The sequence below is a fragment of the uncultured Draconibacterium sp. genome, from assembly GCF_913063105.1.
Taxonomy (GTDB): Bacteria; Bacteroidota; Bacteroidia; order Bacteroidales; family Prolixibacteraceae; genus Draconibacterium.
This window is the reverse complement of record NZ_CAJXYQ010000018.1, coordinates 38,057-59,648: the sequence shown is the minus strand read 5'-3', so window position 1 is coordinate 59,648 and position 21,592 is coordinate 38,057. Positions and strand designations below refer to the sequence as shown.

Here is a 21,592-nt window from a genome sequence, read left to right as displayed (position 1 = left end):
GATTTGGCATTTAAAACGACAAATCAAATGCAAAAATATAAAACTAAAATATTCAAAATGAAAGCAATAAGTTTGTCTGTCGTTTTCGTATTTATTTTCGCAAATTCTTTTTCTTGCACCACTTTTTTATTGAATAATAGTAAGGGCGAGCTTGTATTCGGACGTAATTTTGATTTTCCTGTAGGAATTGGCCATGTGAATTTCAATTATCGCGGCGTGGAAAAAACAGCTTTTATCCGGCCTCCCGAGAAAGCAATTGCCTGGAAATCGAAATACGGAAGCGTTACATTTAATCAGATAGGTAGGGAGTTTCCTTATGGAGGAATGAATGAAAAGGGACTGGTGATTGAGCAAATGTGGCTGCAGGAGGCGCAATACCCCGACGGCGATGAACGTTTTGGAATTACTGAATTGCAATGGGTTCAATACCAACTTGATGTTTGTGAAACGGTTGATGAAGTTATTCAGTCAGATAAAATGGTTCGTATTTCATACATGTCTACTGCACCCTTACATTTTTTGGTTGCTGATGCAAGTGGTAATGTGGCAACAATTGAATATTTGAATGGCGAACTATCGGTTCACCAGGGGGCAAATCTACCTCATCCGGTGCTGGCCAACTGCACCTACGAACATTCGCTTGCCTACAAAAAAAGCAAGGAGAATAAAGAGGCCAAACATTTTAATAATTGGACCATAAATTCTTCGGGGAGGTTTGCAAGGGCGGCCAGGCTTATTGAAAATTACGATGGCGAACAAGAGCTATGTCGCTTTGCCTTTTCAGTTTTGGATAGTGTGGCGCAAAATCCAGGTACGCAGTGGAGCATTGTTTACGATATCTCGAGGGGTGAAATAAACTATAAAACAACACAAAATAAACGGGTACAACAGGTAAATATGAACCGGTTTGATTTTTCTTGTAAACCTGAAAAGGCGTACCTGAATCTTTGCGATGAAATCGCTGATGGTATGCCGCTTAAAAAACTGACTTTTGAAGAAAACCTGGCATTGATTAACAAGGTTGTTGAGCAAGTTGATTTTCTTAAAAACTCTGTTCCTGAAGGGGCTAATGAAGCGCTCGCCCGCTATGTCGATAATATTTCGTGCGGCGAATAATAGGGTAACTGTCTCAATAAACCGTATTATGATGCAGGCAGTGCGCTGTTAATCAGTAGGTTTAGTTTTTCGCGCAATTCAATTAAATCATCAATGCCAAACTTATCAGTATTGATTTGTGCCAGCAGTTTTTCCGGAACTGTTGCAGCATCCAGGCGCATGTTCTTTCCTTTTTGAGTTAAAGAAATTGAAACCTTTCGTTCGTCTTCAGCAGAGCGCGAACGCACAATCAAACCTTGTTTTTCCATCCTTTTTAAAAGAGGGGTAATGGTGTTGGTATTTAAAATAAGTTTTTGCGCAATTTGGTTAACCAGCATCGAGTCGTGCTCCCACAGTACCATTAAAACCAGGTATTGCGGATAAGTTATTCCCAAATCATCCAGTAGAGGCTGGTATTGGCGTGTAATTAACCTCGATGCCGCATAAATAGGAAAGCATACCTGGTTGCTTAATTTTAGTTGTTCGTATTCCATTGTTATTGTATAATTTTTGTCAGGTATTTTTCTATTTTTTCAGGCTTGGTAGTCGGAGAGAAACGTTTTACCGGGTTTCCATCGTTGTCAATTAAAAACTTGGTAAAATTCCATTTAATCTTGCTGCCAAAAGTACCTTTTAATTCCGTTTTTAAATACTTGTAAATTGGATGCGCATTTTCTCCGTTTACATCAATCTTCGAAAACATCGGAAAGCTTACGCCATAATTTAAAACACATCCTTTGGAAATAGATTTTTCATCGCCGGGTTCCTGGTTAGCAAACTGGTTGCACGGAAAGCCAAGAATAACCAAACCCTTCTCTTTATATTTCTGATACAGTTCTTCGAGGCCTTCAAACTGCGGCGTTAACCCACACTTGCTGGCCGTGTTTACCACTAAAATTGTTTTTCCTTTGTAGGCATCCATTGTAATTTCTTTGCCTTGTATACTGTTTGCTTTAAATTGATAAAAACTGTTTTCCATTGTTCAATTTTATAATCGTGAATGAATAAATCGCTTGCGATACAAATATAGATAATAATTATTGTATCGCAAGCGATTTAAAAAAAATGAAAAAAATGGCAGAAATTGTTTGCACATAATAAGGTTGTTCGTATTTTTGCGAACAACGAACAAGAAGCAAATGGAAGTACAAATTTTTTCAGACGAGCAACAAAAGCTGGCACGTTACGCAAAAGCACTGGGGCACCCGGTTCGCGTGTATGTGTTGCAGTTATTAGGCAAACAAAGTTGTTGTTACAGTGGCGATTTAAGCAATGAATTACCCATTGCCAAATCTACACTCTCGCAACATTTAAAAGAATTAAAAGAGGCCGGTTTAATTCAGGGAGAAATTGAAGCTCCCCGGGTAAAATATTGTGTAAATAAGGAAAACTGGGAAGAAGCCCAGCGCTTGTTTAAAGGATTTTTGAATGTTTAAAAAATTTTGAATTAGTTGTTCGTTAATTGGCGAACGGCGAATAAAAAGAAAAAAAATATGGAAATTAAAGTATTGGGAACAGGTTGCGCGAAATGCAAACAGTTGGAGAAAATGACGCGCGAAGTTGCAGCCGAACTAAATTTGGATGCGAACATTGAAAAGGTAGAAGATATTTATAAAATTATGCAAGCCGGGGTAATGACAACACCTGCACTGGTAGTTGATGGAGAAGTGGTTTTAAAAGGGAAGTTACCTTCGGTAAAAGAATTGAAATCAATTTTGAGTTAGCCAATCTGAGTGGCTGATTAATAACCTTTAACTTGTAAAAAAATAAAAAACAAAAACAATCATGAAAAAACTACTAACACTTTTAGCGCTTGTAATCGTGGCCGGAGTTTATACCGCTTCAGCACAATGTTGTAATTCAAAAAATGCTTTGGCTGATGCCTCAATAACAGAAGCATGTTGTGATGCCAAACAAACCGACACGAATGTAAAAGCATACTATTTTCATGCAACTCGCCGTTGTGCAACCTGCGAAGCGGTAGAGAAAGTTACCAAACAAACTATTGCTGAAAACTATAAGGGAACGGTTGAGTTTGTGTCGATTAACCGCGAAGAAGCAGAGAACAAAGCATTGGTAGACAAGTATAAAGTTAGCGGACAAACATTGTTGTTGGTAAAAGGCGACAAAGCTGTAAACCTAACCAGCCCTGCGTTTATGTATGCCCGTAATAAGCCAGAAAAGCTGGAAGCTAAATTAAAATCGACAATCGACTCGCTGTTGTAGTTTCTGGTTCGGACACAGTTCAACTCTGCTTACAGCAACTGTTAATTCAGGTGTCAGTTAAAGCATAGTGAAAAGCTGAAAATGCAGTACAAAATTATGGAAGTATTATTAAACTTGTTTGAGAACTCGCAGGTGCCCATTCTGTCGGCATTTTTGCTCGGACTGATGACAGCCATTAGTCCGTGTCCGTTGGCGACCAATATTACTGCCATCGGTTTTATCAGTAAAGACATTGAAAGCAAGCGTAAGGTTTTTACCAGTGGTTTGGTTTACACATTGGGGCGCGGAATTTCATACACAGCAATTGGGATTTTATTCTTTTTGGGAGCCAGCCAGTTTAATCTCGAAGGATTTTTTCAAACCTGGGGCGAAAAAATACTGGGGCCATTATTAATTGTAATTGGGTTATTTATGCTGGGTGTGCTTAAATTGACGATTCCAGGAATTGGTTCATTAACCGAGAAAATGGAGAACAAGCAGAATAAAGGATTTTGGGGCGTGCTGTTGTTGGGTATTGTATTTGCCCTGGCCTTTTGTCCGTACAGTGGAGTGTTGTATTTTGGTATGCTAATACCCATGACCATAAGTAGTGCCAGCGGTTTGTATTTACCCATGGTTTTTGCGCTGGCCACCGGAATTCCGGTAATTATTTTTGCCTGGCTGATTGCATTTAGTGTTGGCTCAATAGGTGGCTTTTACAATAAAATGAAAAACTTCGAAATATGGTTCCGGCGCGTGGTGGCAGTGCTTTTTATTGGCGTAGGGATTTATTATTGCGTGGTTATGTTCTTATGAAAGATGATTAGAATTTGAATCGTTCAAATACCTTCTGGCCTCCCTTTTTTTGCGGATTGTCCACTTTCGGGGACAGGAGTCCTGAGGAAGCGACAGGGGTGAACAAAATGGCTGAATAATTTTGAAAGAGGAAAACACCTCAAAAATTTTTGACAACAATGTTCGTAATTCTACGAAAAACGAAATGAAAAAATGAATACGTATAAAATAGCAATTGAAAATAAGGAGGAGAAACATGAGAGGAGAAGACGGATTGGACTGATTGCATCAATTGCAGTAGTTTTACCGGCATTGTTAGGGGTATATTATTTTCTTCCGGGTTTTGTTGATTACCTGACCTATAACATATTTACCTTAAAACGGGAGTCGCACCTGGGAGAAGCCATAAACTTTTTTATTTACGACACCATCAAAATTCTGATTTTGCTTTTCCTTATCAGTACGCTTATGGGGGTGGTAAATGCCTATTTTCCGGTTGAACGTTTGCGCGTTTACCTGACTACCAAAAAAATGTATGGCCTTGAATATTTCTTTGCCTCGTTTTTTGGCGCGGTAACACCATTTTGCTCGTGTTCATCTATTCCTTTGTTTATTGGCTTTGTACAAGGCGGAATTCCCTTGGGAGTTACTTTTTCGTATCTCATAACTTCGCCCTTGGTAAACGAAGTTGCCGTTGCCATGTTCCTTGGGATGTTTGGAGTAAAAGCTACCTTAATTTATGCGTCAAGCGGAATTCTTTTGGGGATGACTGGTGGCTACATTTTAGGAAAACTAAAACTCGATCGTTATCTGAGTGATTGGGTACGTGAAATTCAACAAAATTCATCTGCCGAAAATGCCCGGTGGGAGGGCGAAAAAACACCGTTCATCGACCGATTACCGTCCATTATTAACGAAGGCTGGAATATTGTTCGAAAAGTGTTGTTATATGTTCTTATTGGTATCGCCATAGGAGCGGCTATGCATGGTTATGTACCTGAAGATTTCTTTACGGAATTCCTTTCAGCAGATAAATGGTATGCCGTACCGTTGGCTGTAATACTTGCCGTGCCAATGTATGCCAACGCCGCCGGAATTGTTCCGGTAATTCAGGTGTTTGTGGCTAAAGGCGTGCCCCTGGGAACTGCCATTGCTTTTATGATGGCAGTGGTAGGGCTTTCGTTACCCGAAGCTACTTTACTGAAAAAAGTAATGAAATGGAAACTCATCGGGATTTTCTTCGGAACAATTACCTTGTTTATCATCCTGCTGGGTTACCTGTTCAATTTTATCTTGTAAACTGCAAATAAATCAACCAAAACAAAAAAACTGAAACCAAAATGAAAACAAAAACCATTGGCTTTATCGGTGGCGGAAGGATTACCAAAATTTTTCTGCAGGCGTTTCAAAACAAAAACACAGTTTTTGATAACGTAAAAGTATTCGACCCTAACAGCGAAACGCTGAGTGAACTGAAAGAATTATTTCCGGAAATTGAATTAGCCCAATCGGCGGAAGAAGCTGCCGGTCAGCAAATGGTAGTTCTGGCTGTTCATCCACCTGTGATGGGGGAAACGCTCGCCAACATAAAAGATGTCGTCTCGGAAGAAACTCTGGTGCTTTCACTTGCCCCAAAATTTACCATTGAAAAGATAGCTGCAGTTTTAGGAAATGTAAAAATTGTACGAATGATTCCCAATGCAACTTCTTATATAAATAAAGGCTACAATCCGGTTGCTTTTTATCCTGAAGCAAAGAAAAAGTGTAAAAAGCAATTCATGAAAATGGTAAAAGCTTTAGGCAAAAACTTTGAAGTGGAAGAAGGTAAGTTAGAGGGCTACGCCATTGTTTCGGCCATGTTGCCTACATACTTTTGGTTTCAGTGGGAAGAAATGCAAAAGATTGCCGTAGCCACAGGCCTGGATGAAAAGGAGGCTGCAAAAACCATTGAGGCAAGCCTGAAAAAATCGATGGCTATCTTTTTCCATTCAGGATTATCGGCTGATGAAGTAAAAGACCTTATTCCGGTTAAACCAATTGGTGAAGCCGAGGAATCGATTAAAGAAATTTATCAAACCAGATTGATGGGGCTGTACAATAAAATTAAGGCCTAAATCCTGGTTAATATTTTTTTCACATTAACTTAATAATTTATTAAACGTATGTATACGTCAATATTGGATTTTGACGTATATTTGCGTCATAAAGAAAAGGAACAACAAAATGGTACAGTCAAAAACAGAATTGTTCGACCGGGAATTAACGGAGCAGGCTGCTTTTTTTAAAGCGTTGGCACATCCGGCACGCTTACGGATATTGCAATACCTATCAGAAACCGATACCTGTATAACCGGCGATATTTCAGATGAAATTCCGTTGGGAAGAACTACTGTAAATCAGCATATTAAAGAGCTAAAGGATGCTGGTTTAATTCAGGGGCACATTGAAGGCGTGAAAACAAAATACTGTTTAAACCCGGAGAAAATTGAGCTGTTAAAAAATTTGACCAGAAAATTCACTAATGGTTTGAATTGTTCCTCAAATACATGTAGTTAAGTTAAAATAATACGAATAAAAATATTAAATAGTTTAAAATGAAAGTACTAATACTTTGTACCGGAAACAGTTGCCGCAGCCAGATGGCACACGGCTTTTTACAATCGTTCGACAAACGCATTCAGGTTGAATCGGGAGGAACCGAAGCATCAGGAAAATTGAATCGGGGCGCGGTGAAAGCCATGGCTGAAATTGGTATCGATATCAGTGGACATAGCTCTGATTCGGTAAATAAATTTTTAAACGATGAGTGGGATTATGTAATAACAGTTTGTGGTGGTGCAAACGAAAATTGTCCGGCATTTTTCGGGAAAGTAAAAAACCGTTTGCACATGGGCTACGACGATCCATCGCATGTCGAAGGAACTGACGAGTTTATTTGGAGCGAATTCCAACGCATACGCGACGAGATTAAAGAAGGTTTCATCAAACTATACGAAGAGGAGATTAAGCCGCAACTTGCGTAAGTTTAGAGTTCAGAGTTAAAGTAGGCAGTCTTCGGTCGGCAGAATTGCTAATATTCGTTAGCACTTCACTCCGATTTTGTTTCCGAGTCTTTATTAAAGAGATACTGAAATAAGTTCTGTTTAACGGAAGATAATATTTGCCAATTGCAATCTTGCCTACTGCCAGTTTAAATCTAAAAATCTTGTGTCTCATAGTCTAAAAATCTAAAAAAATGCCATCAAAAAAACGCTTAAAATTTCTCGATCGTTACCTCACGCTCTGGATTTTCCTGGCAATGGCTGTAGGAGTTTTGTCAGGATATTTTTTCCCGGGTATTGCCGAATTTTGGGAAGGACTAAAACCTTCGGAAGAAAGTACCACAAATTTGCCCATTGCCATTGGTTTAGTTCTGATGATGTATCCGCCGCTGGCAAAAGTCAGGTACGAGGAACTGGGCGATGTATTTCGAAATTATAAGGTACTCACACTTTCCCTGGTTCAAAACTGGGTAATTGGCCCGGTGTTGATGTTTGCACTTGGGATTTTGTTTTTTAAACTTTTCCCGGGCGAGAATAATGCCAACCTGCCGTATATGTACGGAATTATAATGATTGGTTTGGCACGTTGCATTGCTATGGTAATTGTTTGGAACGACCTTGCCAAAGGTGACACACAATACGCTGCCGGATTGGTAGCTTTTAACTCCATTTTTCAGGTATTGTTTTTTTCGGTTTACGCTTACTTTTTTATTGCCGTTTTACCCGGCTGGTTTGGCGTTCCAACAAACAGCGCGGTTGAAAACATTACTATTGCACAAATTGCCGAAAGCGTTTTAATTTATCTTGGTATTCCGTTTGCAGCCGGTTTTATTACCCGTTTTGTGTTGGTACGGGTGAAAAGTAAACAGTGGTACGAACGAAAATTTATTCCTAAAATAAGCCCCGTAACATTAATTGCCCTGTTGTTTACCATTGTGGTAATGTTCTCGTTAAAAGGCGAGTACATTGTGAAAATTCCGCTCGATGTGGTACTAATTGCAATACCGCTGTTAATTTATTTTGTGGTAATGTTTTTACTTTCGTTTTTTATGAGCAAGAAAGTTGGTGCCAACTACGAGCAAAGTACAACCTTATCGTTTACAGCTGCCAGCAACAATTTTGAGTTGGCTATTGCGGTGGCTATTGCCATTTTTGGAATGAACTCGGGCGAAGCGTTTGCCGCCGTAATTGGCCCCTTGGTTGAAGTACCCGTAATGATTGCTTTGGTGAATGTGGCTTTGCGTTTTCGCAAAACGTATTTTAAGCATTAAGGCTGTTTGCAAAGGTTACCTGATTGTGGTTTTTGCCTTTGAAAACGTAATTGTGACAGAAGTTTCATGCACAACTTTTACCTTTGCAGCCTTTAAAAAATACACCAAAAATGATCGATTTTAAAATTGATAAAGCTAAATGTACGCAATGTGGCTTGTGTGCCGCTGATTGCCCGGTATTAATCATTAATCCAAAAAGTGAATTTCCTGAAATAAAGTACGGGAAAGAAGCCCAATGTATAAAATGTCAACATTGTTTGGCGATTTGTCCAACAGCGGCACTTTCAATCTGGGGCAAAAAACCGGAAGACAGCATAACGGTTAAAAAAAATATTGTAGAACCGGAAGCCCTGACTCAGTTAATAAAAACACGTCGCTCTATTCGCAAATTTAAAGTTGATGAGTTAGAACCGGCGTTTATTCACGAATTGCTGGCAACAGCGGCCTACGCGCCAACCGGACATAATAAAAATTCGGTATTGTTTTCGGTTACCGAAACAAAAAGCGAATTAAGTAAATTTCGCAACGCAATTTACCATGCGATTAAAGAAGCGAACGCTGCAGGAAAAATACCCGAGCGAATGGCTTTTTTAAACGATTTGCAACGTTTGTGGGAAAGCAAACAAATTGATGTACTGTTTCGCGATGCGCCGCATGTTTTAATTACATCGGCTCCAAAAAATGTGGCCTCACCCGATGCCGATTGTCATATTGCTCTTAGTTACTTCGAGTTGCTGGCCAATTCGTATGAAATAGGAACGCTATGGAATGGGTTTATAAAAATGGTATTGAAAGTTCTTGCTCCGGAGCTGGCAAGCCAAATTGGTATTCCTGAAAATCATGAGTTAGGCTATATTCTTCTTTTCGGAAAACCGGCAGTAAAATATGCCCGCTCTGTGCAAAGCGAAGGGCTTCATTTTAACAAAATAAACCTTTAGTGCTTTTAGACTGTTAAGCTCCATACATTTTGTTGCAAACCTGAAATGATATGTAATGGGCTTTTAATCCCAATTATCAACAAGTGTTATCTGTTCAATTGAAGATGTTTTTACGATTAAAACCTTCAGAAAGACCATCTTTTAAATAAGTAATTATATTTGCTTACTATTCGTGTTTAACTGAATACGAATATACCGATAGCTAAACGAAATAGAAGATGCACCATAATAACAGGTGTGTACAAATGTGTATGGAAAGACAACGAGTTGTAATAACCGGAATGGGTGCCTTAACACCAATCGGAAATACGATAAACGAATTTTGGGAAAATGCAGTGAATGGCACCAGTGGGGCTGTTCCGATTACCCGTTTCGATACCACCAAATTTAAAACCAAATTTGCCTGCCAGTTAAAAAATTATAACGTAAAAGATTATTTGGATCGAACAGACATTAAACGAACCGATCTGTTTTCGCAATATGCTTTAATTGCTACTCAGGAAGCCTTAAACGATAGTGGTCTCGATTTGCAAAGTATTTCGCCGTACGACATTGGCGTAATCTGGGGCTCCGGTCAGGGGGGAATGGATTACTACGAAAAAGAGGTGAAAATTTATGCAAAAACCGGCGAACCCCGTTTTAGCCCGATGTTGGGACCTAAAATGCTGATAAATATGGGAGCAGGAATGATCTCATTAAAATTTGGCCTAAAGGGAATGAGTTACACCACTGCATCGGCATGTGCAACTTCAAATACGGCCATTATGGATGCCTACAATTACATCCGTTTGGGTAAAGCTAAAGTTTTTGTAACCGGTGGCTCTGAAGCAGGAATTATTGAAATGGGGATTGGTGGTTTTAATGCCATGCGTGCTTTATCGGTTAATAACGAGCATCCTGAAAAAGCTTCTCGCCCGTTTGATGTGCAACGCGACGGTTTTGTGATGGGTGAGGGAGCAGGAACACTGATTCTGGAAGATTATGAACACGCCAAACAGCGAGGTGCAAAAATTTATGCTGAAATTGTTGGTGCCGCAATGACCTCTGATGCCTACCATGTGGCCGCATCGCACCCCGAAGGAGAAGGGGCTGCAAAAGCAATGGAACTGGCCCTGGCGGAAGCAGGTGTGGCACCCGATGAGGTGGATTACCTGAATGCACACGCAACTTCAACACCTATTGGCGATATAAGTGAGATAAATGCAATCCGTAAACTTTTTGGCGAAAGTCCTGAAAACTTGAGAATCAGCTCATCAAAATCAATGACCGGGCATTTGCTGGGAGCTGCGGGTGCGGTAGAGTCAATACTGTGCATAAAGGCCATTGAAACAGGCTTAATAACGCCAACAATAAATACTACTGAAATTGATCCTGTAATACCAAAATCGATAAATATTGTTACCGGAAAAAGTATTCAGGCCGAAGTAAAAGTGGCCATAACCAATAGTTTTGGCTTTGGCGGCCACAATGCCACACTGGTTTTTAAAAAATGGGAAGATTAAACCCGAAGTAGTCCGAATAAATAATTGGCCACTCCTTAAACTAAGCTGCATTTGCATACTTATTTTACGGAAGTAAAAAGCTGGTTTTTCCATCTGCCAAGTCCATCCATACGAGAAATGAAAAAATACCGGCCAATAGAATTATCAGATCTGAAAGCATAACAAAAATTATCATTCCAAACGGTCTTTTCCATTCGTTTTTTAATTTAAAGAATTGATAATGAGTGAATACTATCCAGGTTGGAAGCAATGCAAATTGAAGAACAAAAAGTATTGGTCTCAATATTTTGTAATCCGCAATTCCATCCAAAGAATTAGAAAAGAGAATAGTGTTAAAGCCAGGCACATTACAATTTGTATAAAAACCTGAATGAGCAGTCGGGGTGTCATTATCGTTTTCGTTGTATTTTTCCGTTTTTTGTTCTTGGAATTTTTTCCAGAAAGATAATTCGTTTGGGCCGTTCGTATTTGCTTAGGTACTTCTTGCAAGTGGCGCTAATTGCTTTTTCCAATAGTTCATCTTTTGCGTGTTCAACAAACAATACTATTTTTTCTCCCAGGCCATCATCGGGTTCTGATCCTACAAAAAAAGGCAGCAATAGCTGGTTCTCAAGTTTTGTTTCCAGCTGCTCTGGTATAAACTTCATGCCGCCGGAAATAATAACATTATCAATTCTACCTAAAATTTTAAATTGGTTGCCGGCCAAAATTTTGCCAAGGTCGTTGGTTTGAATTGAATTTCCGGGTAACCCAGGCATAAAAATTTTTATACAGCCGCGTTGGTCCAACTCAACTGAAATGTCCTCAAGGCACTGGTAATTATCTGTTTTATCCGGGCCGTTTAATTGTTGTAAAGCAATGTGTGTGGCAGTTTCAGTCATTGCATAGCTCGAATAGCACTGTGTTGAAATAGATTGCAGGCGTGTTTTTAAATCCTCAGTTATAGCAGAGCCACCAATAAGCAACTGTTGTATGTTGCGATGGGGAAGTGCCAGGTATTTGCTGACCTGGTTTATAACCATAGCTCCAAATTTTATGGGTTTCGCTGCACTCAGGTTGGTAAAATCCGATGCCGGATCAATTAGGTACAAATCCAGTTTGCCCAAAAGTGCACGCACTGTCATTAGCTTTCCGGCAATAAATTTATGGGGCAAACAATGTAAAATGCGGTCGCTTTCTATTAAATTAAAATAGCGGATGGTACGCATTGCGCTTGCTGCAACAAATTGTTTTTTCAATGAAATGGTTTTTGGAGTACCCGTACTACCTGATGTTTGCACTTCAATAAAATCGTTTTTGTTGTACCATTGTTTTAAAAAATCAATAAACTCTTGTTGCCAGGCAGTTTCGCCCGTTTGCTGCAACAGCTTTTCAACGCTTTGTTGGTGGCCGTTAAGTGTGATATTTGCAGGAAACAGCTCCATTAAATTTCAAAATATTTAGAGGGATTATACCATAGTTTTTCGCCCCTTATTTCAAGCGGAGAAGCAAAATTGTTGGTAAAAAGTTGACCGGTTCCCAGTCCCTGGTGCAAGGCCGATTGTTTGGTGAAAGCCCACTGCGCAATGGCATTTAAGCCGATATTTGATTCGAGGTACGAGGTAATCCACCAGCCAATTGCACGTTCATTAGCCAATTCAATCCATTCGTTGCAGCCCGATATTCCACCGTGCAAGCTGGGTTTTAGTACCAAAAACTGCGGTTGAATGGTATCGAGTAATCGCTTTTTATCATCTGGGGTATTGATGCCAATCAGTTCCTCGTCGAGGGCAATGGGTAGGGGAGTTGTTTGGCAGAGTCTGGCCATTTCTTTCCACTGTTCGGCCGCAATGGGTTGCTCAATGCTATGAATATCAAATTCGGCCAATTCTTGCAGCTTGTCACTTGCTTCGCCAGTTTTGAATGCCCCGTTAGCATCAACGCGCAGCATTATTTTATCGCTTGAAAACTGCTTGCGGATGGCAGCTAAAAGCGATAGCTCTTCTTTAAAACTTTTAGCACCTATTTTTAATTTAATGCAAGAAAAACCGGCCTGCAGTTTCTCGTGTATTTGTTGTTGCATGTGAGCAATTTCGCCCATCCAAATCAATCCATTAATTTTTATACCCGCTTTACCTGCCGAAAATGCGGATGGGAAGATAAGCTGTTTACCTCCGTTTTTCAGATCCAAAAGCGCTGTTTCTAAAGCAAGTTTTACCGAAGGAAATTCGGCTAATAAATCAATATTTTGTTGAAAGGTGGCGGGATTACTACAAAGCTTAACAAGCAACTTTTCAACATCGGCAGGAGTTTCTTTGCTTAATCCGGGCAAGGGAGCACATTCCCCAATTCCGGTAATTCCATTTTTTTCGATAAAAAGCAACCAAACAGGCCTTTTTTTTAACACTCCCCGCGAGGTGCCTGCAGGCTGTTTAAACAGTAAATCGTATTTTTTGTAGTATGCCTTCATTGTGCAATTAAAAAGCCTAATGCGAAAAGCAGTGTTAATGCCAATGTTTGTAGCGCCAACCGTTTAAGAAAAGGATCAAGCTGGCGTCCGTCTTTTATCTTTAAAATCTTGAAGAGGTCGAGTAAGGTAAGCGGCAAAATCAACACGAAAAGCCATTGTCCTAATGCCTTATGTTGTTGTACGGTAAACACAATAAGTGCCAGCCAGGCGAAAATAACCAGCAAGGCCTGGTAAATGCGACTGTAAACCGGCCCCAGTTTTACGGCAATTGTTATTTTCCCCGATTGTTTATCGTTATCGATATCGCGCGTATTATTCAGGTTTAGCACACCAGTGCTTAACAGGCCAATGCTAATGGCCGGGAGCCAAACGGACTGATCAATGGTTCCGGCGTGTAAAAAAAATACGCCAGTAACCGGTAGCAGCCCAAAAAACAAAAATACAAACAAATCGCCCAGGCCAATGTAACCGTACGATCGTTTGCCAGCCGTATAAAAATAAGCTGCCAGCAAGGCCAAAACACCCAAACCAATAAAAATAAAGAAAACCAGAGGCCCGTTTTGTCGGGTACCTGCAAAAACCAGGGCCAGGCCAAACAAAAAACTTAAGCTGCCAATTAGCCACATCCCTTGTTTCATTTCGCTAATGGTAATTTCGCCACCCTGCATGGTGCGGGTTGGGCCCAATCGTTGGTGGTTGTCGGTACCTTTTTTAAAATCGCCGTAATCGTTGGCAAAATTCGAAAATACCTGTATTAACGTGGCAGTGAGTAGCGCAAGCACAAAGATGATGGCGTTAAATTCTCTCCAAAAAGCTGCCAGGGCCGAACCCATTAAAATGCCCGATAATGCCAGGGGTAGTGTACGCAGTCGTGCTGCTTTTATCCAGCTTTTCGCTTTCGCCATAATAACTGAAATCTAATTTATTTATGGGAATTTTGGGTATTTGTTAAAGTCTGGTTTACGTTTTTCAAGGAAAGCATGTTTACCTTCCTGTGCTTCTTCGGTGAGGTAATACAAAAGCGTTGCATTTCCGGCAAACTCCTGTATTCCAATCTGTCCATCCAATTCGGCATTCAAACCAAGTTTTAACATTCGTAAAGCCAATGGGCTGTGTTCCTGCATTTTTTGTGCCCAGGCTACCACTTCATCTTCCAGCTGGCTGAGAGGAACAACTTTGTTTACAAGCCCCATTTCTAATGCTTCCTGAGCGGAGTATTGCCGACACATAAACCAAATTTCGCGGGCTTTCTTTTGCCCAACAATGCTGGCCAGGTACGACGAACCCAGTCCGGCATCGAAGCTGCCAACTTTTGGCCCTGTTTGTCCGAAAATGGCATTCTCGCTGGCAATACTTATATCGCAAACCACATGCAACACATGGCCGCCGCCAATGGCAAAACCATTCACCATTGCAATTACAGGTTTTGGCATACTGCGAATCTGTTTTTGCACCTCCAGAATATTGAGGCGAGGAATGCCGTTTTCGTCGATATACCCTCCTGTTCCTTTAACATTTTGGTCGCCACCCGAGCAAAAAGCTTTATCGCCGGCGCCGGTAAGTACAATCACATTAATGCGCTGGTCTTCACGACAAATTTGCAGGGCATCGCTAATGTTGTTAACGGTTGTTGGCCTGAAAGCGTTTCTTACTTCCTCGCGGTTGATGGTAATTTTTCCTATACCATCAAAGTAGTCGAAATAAATATCTTCATATTTCTTAATGGTTTCCCATTTACGTGCTGTACTCATGTTATTTTTTTTATTGTTTTACAAAGTTAAAAAGTCCGCGAAAGGTGTTTGTGTTCACTTCTGCGTCGGTAAAAATTTCTAAAATTGTGGGCTTCTTTCGCCCGGGATGATACAAATCATTCAAAGCGGTATTTAAGTTCGTTTCGTTGTCGGCGCATAAATAATCCAACCCAAATGTTTGGGCTATTCCTGCCGCGCTGTATTTATTTTCAGCATAAAAATACTGCTTAAATGCCGGCGATTCTCCAGGCCCTTTAATCAGGCTGAAAATATTTCCTCCACCGTTATTAATAACTACAATCCTTAGGTTTTTGCCCACATAGTTATTCCACAGTGCGTTAGAATCGTAGAAAAACGACAGGTCGCCAATTAAAACGGTATTTAATTTTTCTGATACGGATGCAAAGCCAACAGCCGTTGATAAGGAGCCATCAATTCCGCTGGTACCCCTGTTGCCATAAAACGTGATGGTAGTGTTAAAATTCGCCAGCAAGGCATAGCGAACAGGTGTGCTGTTTCCTAAATGCAGATCGCTGTATTCCGGTATTCTCCGGGCAAGTTCCAGAGTTACTTTCAGGTCGGAGAACGGAAGTGTTTCCACATATTTATTTTGCAGGCCAATTACTTCTTCTTCCTTGTTTTTCCAGCGCTGGAAATATGGGCTTTCTTGTGTAAAAATCTTAGAATGTAAGTGGCTGAAAAAGCTGGCTGCATCAGCTTGAATTACACGGGTTAGCGATTGATAGGTATCGTAATAATCGTTTGCTGGTGAAAGGTGCCAATGTGCACAAGCTTTATTTTTACGTAAAAACTGTTTTAATGATTTTGAAACAAAATGTCCGCCAAAGGAGATTAACAAATCAGCTTGAAAATCTTCCACCTTATTGTTTAATATGGCGGCCATCATTGTATCAATATTGCCGCAAAACTGCGTGCTATTCAAATTCGACAGGTGTTCTTTTAAAACAACTGCACCTGTTTTTTTTGCAAATGCGGTTAAAAGCGTATCCAACTCTTTGTTGGCATTCTGCTGCCCGGCAAGTATTACTATTTTTTTCGAGTTATTAATCTCGTCAACCAGTTTTTGCGTAAGATCCGCGTCAACTGTGGGTATGTTTTGCGGTTCATTTATTTCTTTTACATCAGGCAAATCAATGTCTGCCAATTGGTGCAATGGCTCCTCAAGCGGTACATTAATGTGCACAGGTGCAGGTTGTCCCGAAAGGCTAATGTTCAGGCATTGGTTTATCTCGTTTGCTGCCTGCCATAGTTCAGTTTCGGTTTCGCCAAGTGGCAGCTGGTATTCTTTTTTTACAAAATTTGAATAAATGCCTTTTTGGTTGATACACTGATTCTCGCCCTGGTCAATCCAGTATTCGGGGCGATCGGCAGTAATAACCACCAGTGGAACTTTCAAATAAAAAGCTTCGGCAACGGCTGGTGCATAATTTAAAGTGGCTGTGCCCGAGCTGCAAACAATTACCACCGGCTTTTTATTAGCCTGTGCCAAACCAAGCGCAAAGTATGCTGCGCTGCGTTCGTCAACAACAGTACGGCAATTAAATAAGCCCGAGCCGGAAAAGGTATGAATCATTGGGCCGTTTCTCGATCCGGGAGAAATCACAACATCGCTAATACCTTTCTGTTGCAGGAGCGCTGCCAGTTGCTGAACGTGTTTTTTGTCTGAAATCATTCTATTGTATAGCTTCTATTGCCGATAACAATGTTTTTGCCTTGTTATTGGTTTCTTCCCATTCTTGTTCGGGCACTGAACGCGAAGTAATCCCTCCGCCTGAATACAGCATGTATTGTTGAGGCAAAATTTCCATGCAGCGCAAATTTACAAATAATCTTACTGAATCTTTAAGTTGCCAGGGACCAAGAAACCCACTGTAGTACCTCCTGTCGTGTTTTTCAATCTGCCGTATAAATTTATCGGCTTTTTGTTTGGGATAGCCACATACCGCAGGCGTTGGATGCAATTCGGCAATAAAATCACCCAGACTGTCTTCAAGCTTCTTTTTTGCAAATTGGAAGCTGGTTACCAGGTGAGCGACTTTGCCGCTTTCGAGTGTTTCGGGGCCACGCGTGGTATACGGATGTATGTTAAACTGGTAAAATACATCAAGCAGGTAGCGCGAAACAAAGGCCTGCTCTTCAATGTCTTTGGTGTTCCATGCGTACTCTTTTTTATTATGGCGGGCTTGTGTTCCGGCCAGCGAAACAGTTTCCAGTGTTTTTCCTTCTGATTTTAGTAAAATCTCAGGTGTTGCTCCCATCCAAATGCCGGCTTTGGGCAGATTTACCAAATACACAAAAGCATTTGGGGTTTGGTTCAACAGCTGAACATATAATTTACCCAGCGATTCCTCGTTTCTTTTTACCGGAATAATACGTGAAACAATCGCTTTTGATAGCTTGGTGTTTTTTATGGTATGTACAGTTTCCGAAATGTCGTTCAGGTAGTCTTCTTTATCAATAATAAAATGAGATTGGCAGCCCTCATTCTTTTTTTGGCACCTTGGAATTGTTTCAATATCCAAACGAAGTATTTGCTGTATTCCTGTTTTGTAAATATCAGGTTTTAACAAAATAAGAGGTGTGGTTTCGCTAATGTGGTATGGGGCAAAAACAAAACCTTCCTGTCCGTTTAAACGGTTAAATTGCCTGGGATAAATAAGTGCTTCCTGGCATGAAATGAGCAACTCAAGTGTACTATCGCCGGGCACCGACCATAGCGCAAAGGAGCAGTTTTTTTCAAGAAGTTTATCAATAAAAAGTATCAGTTTTTCCTTATCGCTCATTCTTTTCAGTAATCATATTGGTAACACGTACAGCCGAAATCAGTTTCCCTTCCTGGTTAAAGATATCAACATTCCAGATGTGGGTTTGTTTGCCTTGGTGAATGATTTTTGCAAGGGCAGTGGCACTCCCGTTTTTTAGCACTCCGGTGTGGTTGCCATTTACCATAATTCCCAAAACGTCAAAGGCTTTCATATCTACCAATAACATACTGCCTAAGCCGGCAAGTGTTTCGCCTAAAGCCAGGTTTGCACCACCATGCAGAATGCCATCAGGACGTGAGTTTTTCGAAGACAAAGGCATCATGCCTTCAACTTCTCCTTCGCCAATTTTGGTAATTATTATTCCCAAACTTCCAATCAAACTGTTTTCAAGCGCCAGATTAATCAACTCAACAGGCGTTTCAAATGATAATTGTGTTATATCCATATATTTTGCTAAATCGAGCCTAAAATAAGCGATAGTTTTTGAAAATCGCTAAAATGGGTTTTGTAATTTTTCGCTTAATTCGATAAGCCGGTAAAAATCATCTATTTCAGTCGGCTATTGATTTTTTTAGATGGAAAAAGGGCAAAGATAAGAGTAGTGGCATAAAAGAGTTGAAGTTACCGAAAACTAGATTTGTTCGTATTGAGTGGTTTTAATGAAAAATCAATTCTGACGCAAGGTGAATATTACGGCTGCGCATTATACCTTTTTCGCAGTGTTTTTAGGGTTTTGCAGTACTTAAAATACTGCGCTATAAGCTGATTTTGGACATCATGAAATCATTCTTCCGGAGATAAAGAATCAGCTACTTCACTTTTATTTTGGAAATGAGGTGCTATAAACTAATACTTATTAAAAATGTGGCTGCAAATGCAATAATGGCATACAATTCAGGGAATACGGCCAGCACCATTGTTTTACCAAAAATGTCGTGGCCCGATCCAATACCCGCAATTCCGTTTGAGGTTACGCCGCCCTGGTTTAACGCTGAAAAGAAGCCAACAAATCCAAGTGTAAGTCCGGCAGCCAAAATCGCAACTCCCTGAAGCATACTCATTTCGGTGGTAATTATTCCCTGGCTGTTAATAATAAAAAAACCGGCAAAGCCATATAAACCTTGTGTGCCGGGTAAGGCGCTTAGTAAGAGGTAACTACCAAATTTGTCGGGTTTCTTTTTTAGAGCGCCAACGGTGGCATTTCCACCTTTCGATACGCCAACGGCACTGCCAATTCCAGATAAAATAAGCATTATGGCTAAGCCGATATAGGCTAAAATTACTGCTGTTGTCATAATTTAAATGTTTAAAGTTTATTGTATTTATTTGTATTTATTCGTTTTTTCTTCAATGCCATCAATTGTCTCAAAAGGTTGGTAAGCCTGCCCGCCACCGGAAAAACCTGCGCTTTTATAGAATTCAACAAATGTTAAGCGCATGGGGTGAACAAACGATCCGAGCGACGAGATTAAAATGTTTAAGGTATGTCCGAGCAACAGGAATATAACAAAGAAAACGGGGCCCAGAATTTTGGAGGATCCAAGAATTTGCAGGCCAATGTCGTTAATTACAAATCCGAGAATGGCACTCGATAAACCAAGGGCAAATAAGCGGATATAAGATAAAAGGTCGCCAAAAATACCTGTTACTGTTGAGTAAACATCCCAGATGCCTTTACCAATTCGCGCAAATAAATTTACTTCGGGATCGCTGAAAAAGAATATTAAAAAGCCACCCGTTCCTAAAATCAGGTAGATTATAAGTTTATTTTCAGGAATAATTTCGGTTGCTGATAGCATTACATAACAAATGCTGCCAATTAATATTATTAGCCACCCGCAGGTAGCCAGGGCATACCTAAAACCAAATTGTTTGGTTTGGTTGGCGGCTTTTATAAAAAGGCCGAAAATTATTTGAACGCCACCCAAAATGAGCGAGAGATTGAACATTTTATCCGGATTTAAGAACAGGTGCCTGATTTCTGCTGTTAACGAAAGTTCAGTAGTTATTAAATTGATGCCAAAGAAAGTGCCTGAAATAGCTCCGAATAAAATAGTTGCCACACCTAAAAACTGAATAAGGCTGAGGTAAGGTTTTATTTCAGTTTTTGCTTTTAATTTATACAAGCCGCCGCCAATTAGAAAAAGTAAACCGTAACCGGCATCTCCTAAACAAAAACCAAAGAACATCATAAAAAACGGGGCAAAAAAAACGGTCAGGTCAAGTTCAGCGTAGTCCGGAAGTGAAAACATTGCACCAATAGGCTCGAAAAGTTTGCTAAAACGGTTATTTCTGAGCAAAACCGGGGTTTTGTCGCCCGGCCGTGCTTTGCGCCACAAATGTACAATGTGCTCATGTTCGAGGTAATGGTTTAACAATAAAGTTTTCGATTTTGGTACCCACCCTTCAAGTAGCATTAATTTGTCTTCGGCTTTTTTTTGGGTGTTTTGTAGTATGCTTTCAAACTGTAGCGATTGAACGAGATTTTTGTGCTCACTTTCAAGTTGGTTTATGCAGTTTTGGGCGTAACAGTCCAATGTCTCATTAATTGTTTTAATTTGCTTTGTTATTGCCTCCAGTTTATCTTCAAGCTCTGCATAAGATTCTGCTGGCAACTGCATTGGTTCTGCATCAAATTGATTGGTTTGCCCATTGCTGTTAATGTGTACAAAAAGTACCTGGTTGCCGGTTTCCGAAACCTGAACTACGGTACTAAAACGGTTCTGAATGTGTTCAAACTTCTTTTTTGTTGTGCCGAAAAAATTTAAGCTAATCCCCTCATTCGTAATGCTTTTAATAAGCGGTGCTGAAAAATTACCCCAGGGCAGGGCTTTTTGTATTGCTTTTTTTACCGATTCCTGTTGAAATTCAAGTTCTTCCAGCTCATTTTGCTTGTTAATTAAGTCGGTAATAATTTCTTTGGTATTGGCTTCTATTGTTTGCCGGCATATCGGTGCTGGTCTTTTCTTCAGCCATGCAATTGTTTTTTCAAGGGTTTGCAGGTCGGCATATTTTTGTTTTGTTGGTTCGCTAAGCTCAATATCCTGAGTGACCACATGCAGTACGCCCAATTTTTGCATTTGGTGCAAAAACTCGTCGTATTCTTTATAAAATACCAGGAAAGTATATTTTAACATGGGAACAATCATGCGCTTAATGCTTTATGTTTCTGTTGTCGTTTTTTTACAATCTTTTGTGCCGATTTTGAAAGGTTTTCTTCATCCTCCAGGAAGCGTTTTATCTTTCTAATGGCATCTTCGTATCCCGGAATTTGTACTTTTTCGTAGAGGTTTACTTTTTGAGTAGTTTTTTTTCGGGCCTGGTCGAGTAAGGCCATTTTTCGTAAATAGAATTCACGCTCGGTTACCAAATTACCAAGTTGCTTTATCAGCAAAATTCCATGGGGAAACCAGCTTGGCTTGGCAAAAAGACTAAATTCTTTTTCATCAAAAACAATCTCTTCCAAAACGGGAATAGCTACACCTGCAATTTTTTTAGTTGATAGTTTAATTGTGGCAATTTTTATTAATTCGGGCAAAAATTCGTTCCAAAGTCCGGCCGATTGCTCCCGGGCTTTTATGGTGTTATTGAATTGTTGCTCAAGCATGCCCGCGTGGTCTTTTGCTTTTTTTACTTCGAGGCGCAGTGCTGCCTCCTTGTTTTTTAAAGTAGGCAGTGCCTTTAACCTGATGTTTAATTGTTTATTCAGGTGGTGCAGGGCTGTTTTGTTATATTGAAATTTAATAGTCAATTTGTTGA

24 protein-coding genes are annotated in these 21,592 nt (G+C 40.2%); 12 read left to right on the top strand and 12 right to left on the bottom strand.

What is annotated here, in order from left to right; genetic code table 11:
* Window positions 1-27: 27 nt before the first annotated feature.
* Window positions 28-1,116, top strand: coding sequence for a linear amide C-N hydrolase (locus QZ574_RS15785; protein WP_363314343.1), 1,089 nt, complete (start codon window positions 28-30; stop codon window positions 1,114-1,116).
* 26 nt (window positions 1,117-1,142) lie between these two features.
* On the opposite strand, the gene QZ574_RS15780 is transcribed toward QZ574_RS15785, so the two are convergent.
* Both QZ574_RS15780 and QZ574_RS15775 read right to left on the bottom strand, forming a co-directional pair.
* Complete coding sequence (locus QZ574_RS15780; RefSeq protein ID WP_297091269.1) at window positions 1,143-1,589, bottom strand: MarR family transcriptional regulator; 447 nt, start codon at window positions 1,587-1,589, stop codon at window positions 1,143-1,145.
* Window positions 1,590-1,591: 2 nt separating this feature from the next.
* The gene (locus QZ574_RS15775) at window positions 1,592-2,074 is read right to left on the bottom strand and encodes a glutathione peroxidase (RefSeq protein ID WP_297091267.1); all 483 of its coding nucleotides are present in this window, start codon (window positions 2,072-2,074) and stop codon (window positions 1,592-1,594) included.
* A 160-nt stretch (window positions 2,075-2,234) separates the two neighbouring features.
* Here QZ574_RS15775 and QZ574_RS15770 point away from each other — a divergent pair, with 160 nt between their 5' ends.
* From QZ574_RS15770 to fabF, 11 genes are all read left to right on the top strand, one after another.
* Window positions 2,235-2,531 (top strand): metalloregulator ArsR/SmtB family transcription factor, encoded by a 297-nt coding sequence (locus tag QZ574_RS15770; RefSeq protein WP_297091265.1) that lies wholly within the window; start codon window positions 2,235-2,237, stop codon window positions 2,529-2,531.
* Window positions 2,532-2,588: 57 nt separating this feature from the next.
* The gene (locus QZ574_RS15765; RefSeq protein ID WP_297091262.1) at window positions 2,589-2,819 is read left to right on the top strand and encodes a thioredoxin family protein; all 231 of its coding nucleotides are present in this window, start codon (window positions 2,589-2,591) and stop codon (window positions 2,817-2,819) included.
* 61 nt (window positions 2,820-2,880) lie between these two features.
* Window positions 2,881-3,321 (top strand): nitrophenyl compound nitroreductase subunit ArsF family protein, encoded by a 441-nt coding sequence (locus tag QZ574_RS15760; RefSeq protein WP_297091260.1) that lies wholly within the window; start codon window positions 2,881-2,883, stop codon window positions 3,319-3,321.
* 96 nt (window positions 3,322-3,417) lie between these two features.
* A complete protein-coding gene (locus QZ574_RS15755; protein WP_297091258.1) occupies window positions 3,418-4,116 on the top strand; it encodes an aromatic aminobenezylarsenical efflux permease ArsG family transporter in 699 nt (232 codons plus the stop codon).
* Window positions 4,117-4,308: 192 nt separating this feature from the next.
* On the top strand, window positions 4,309-5,394 hold the full coding sequence (locus tag QZ574_RS15750) for a permease (protein ID WP_297091256.1): 1,086 nt from the start codon (window positions 4,309-4,311) through the stop codon (window positions 5,392-5,394).
* 41 nt (window positions 5,395-5,435) lie between these two features.
* Window positions 5,436-6,209: an NAD(P)-binding domain-containing protein gene (locus QZ574_RS15745; protein ID WP_297091253.1), complete on the top strand. Its 774-nt coding sequence runs from the start codon at window positions 5,436-5,438 to the stop codon at window positions 6,207-6,209.
* A 109-nt stretch (window positions 6,210-6,318) separates the two neighbouring features.
* Window positions 6,319-6,651, top strand: a complete 333-nt coding sequence (locus tag QZ574_RS15740) for a metalloregulator ArsR/SmtB family transcription factor (protein ID WP_297091251.1) — start codon at window positions 6,319-6,321, stop codon at window positions 6,649-6,651.
* A 38-nt stretch (window positions 6,652-6,689) separates the two neighbouring features.
* Window positions 6,690-7,118: an arsenate reductase ArsC gene (locus tag QZ574_RS15735; RefSeq protein ID WP_297091249.1), complete on the top strand. Its 429-nt coding sequence runs from the start codon at window positions 6,690-6,692 to the stop codon at window positions 7,116-7,118.
* A gap of 212 nt (window positions 7,119-7,330) precedes the next feature.
* Window positions 7,331-8,407, top strand: coding sequence for an ACR3 family arsenite efflux transporter (arsB, locus tag QZ574_RS15730; protein ID WP_297091247.1), 1,077 nt, complete (start codon window positions 7,331-7,333; stop codon window positions 8,405-8,407).
* 110 nt (window positions 8,408-8,517) lie between these two features.
* Window positions 8,518-9,345, top strand: a complete 828-nt coding sequence (locus QZ574_RS15725; RefSeq protein WP_297091245.1) for a nitroreductase family protein — start codon at window positions 8,518-8,520, stop codon at window positions 9,343-9,345.
* A 251-nt stretch (window positions 9,346-9,596) separates the two neighbouring features.
* Complete coding sequence (gene fabF, locus QZ574_RS15720; RefSeq protein WP_297091243.1) at window positions 9,597-10,847, top strand: beta-ketoacyl-ACP synthase II; 1,251 nt, start codon at window positions 9,597-9,599, stop codon at window positions 10,845-10,847.
* Window positions 10,848-11,236: 389 nt separating this feature from the next.
* On the opposite strand, the gene QZ574_RS15715 is transcribed toward fabF, so the two are convergent.
* The 10 genes from QZ574_RS15715 to QZ574_RS15670 form a co-directional block, all read right to left on the bottom strand.
* Window positions 11,237-12,271 carry an AMP-binding protein gene (locus tag QZ574_RS15715; protein WP_297091241.1) on the bottom strand — a complete coding sequence of 345 codons (1,035 nt, stop codon included), beginning with the start codon at window positions 12,269-12,271 and terminating at the stop codon, window positions 11,237-11,239.
* Window positions 12,271-13,296, bottom strand: a complete 1,026-nt coding sequence (gene menC, locus QZ574_RS15710) for an o-succinylbenzoate synthase (RefSeq protein ID WP_297091239.1) — start codon at window positions 13,294-13,296, stop codon at window positions 12,271-12,273. The genes QZ574_RS15715 and menC overlap by 1 nt, the downstream gene beginning before the upstream one ends.
* On the bottom strand, window positions 13,293-14,201 hold the full coding sequence (locus QZ574_RS15705; protein WP_297091237.1) for a 1,4-dihydroxy-2-naphthoate polyprenyltransferase: 909 nt from the start codon (window positions 14,199-14,201) through the stop codon (window positions 13,293-13,295). Before QZ574_RS15705 ends, menC begins: the two co-directional genes overlap by 4 nt.
* Window positions 14,202-14,222: 21 nt before the next feature.
* On the bottom strand, window positions 14,223-15,047 hold the full coding sequence (gene menB, locus QZ574_RS15700) for a 1,4-dihydroxy-2-naphthoyl-CoA synthase (protein ID WP_297091235.1): 825 nt from the start codon (window positions 15,045-15,047) through the stop codon (window positions 14,223-14,225).
* A 10-nt stretch (window positions 15,048-15,057) separates the two neighbouring features.
* Window positions 15,058-16,740: a 2-succinyl-5-enolpyruvyl-6-hydroxy-3-cyclohexene-1-carboxylic-acid synthase gene (gene menD, locus QZ574_RS15695; RefSeq protein WP_297091224.1), complete on the bottom strand. Its 1,683-nt coding sequence runs from the start codon at window positions 16,738-16,740 to the stop codon at window positions 15,058-15,060.
* 1 nt (window position 16,741) lies between these two features.
* Window positions 16,742-17,851 (bottom strand): isochorismate synthase, encoded by a 1,110-nt coding sequence (locus tag QZ574_RS15690; protein ID WP_297091222.1) that lies wholly within the window; start codon window positions 17,849-17,851, stop codon window positions 16,742-16,744.
* Complete coding sequence (locus QZ574_RS15685) at window positions 17,841-18,278, bottom strand: PaaI family thioesterase (RefSeq protein ID WP_297091220.1); 438 nt, start codon at window positions 18,276-18,278, stop codon at window positions 17,841-17,843. Before QZ574_RS15685 ends, QZ574_RS15690 begins: the two co-directional genes overlap by 11 nt.
* A gap of 394 nt (window positions 18,279-18,672) precedes the next feature.
* Window positions 18,673-19,128, bottom strand: coding sequence for a V-type ATP synthase subunit K (locus QZ574_RS15680; RefSeq protein ID WP_297091218.1), 456 nt, complete (start codon window positions 19,126-19,128; stop codon window positions 18,673-18,675).
* Window positions 19,129-19,155: 27 nt separating this feature from the next.
* Entirely contained in the window at window positions 19,156-20,982 is a 1,827-nt protein-coding gene (locus tag QZ574_RS15675) for a V-type ATPase 116kDa subunit family protein (RefSeq protein WP_297091215.1), read from the bottom strand.
* Window positions 20,979-21,584: a V-type ATP synthase subunit D gene (locus tag QZ574_RS15670; protein WP_297091213.1), complete on the bottom strand. Its 606-nt coding sequence runs from the start codon at window positions 21,582-21,584 to the stop codon at window positions 20,979-20,981. Before QZ574_RS15670 ends, QZ574_RS15675 begins: the two co-directional genes overlap by 4 nt.
* Between the last annotated feature and the right edge of the window lie 8 nt (window positions 21,585-21,592).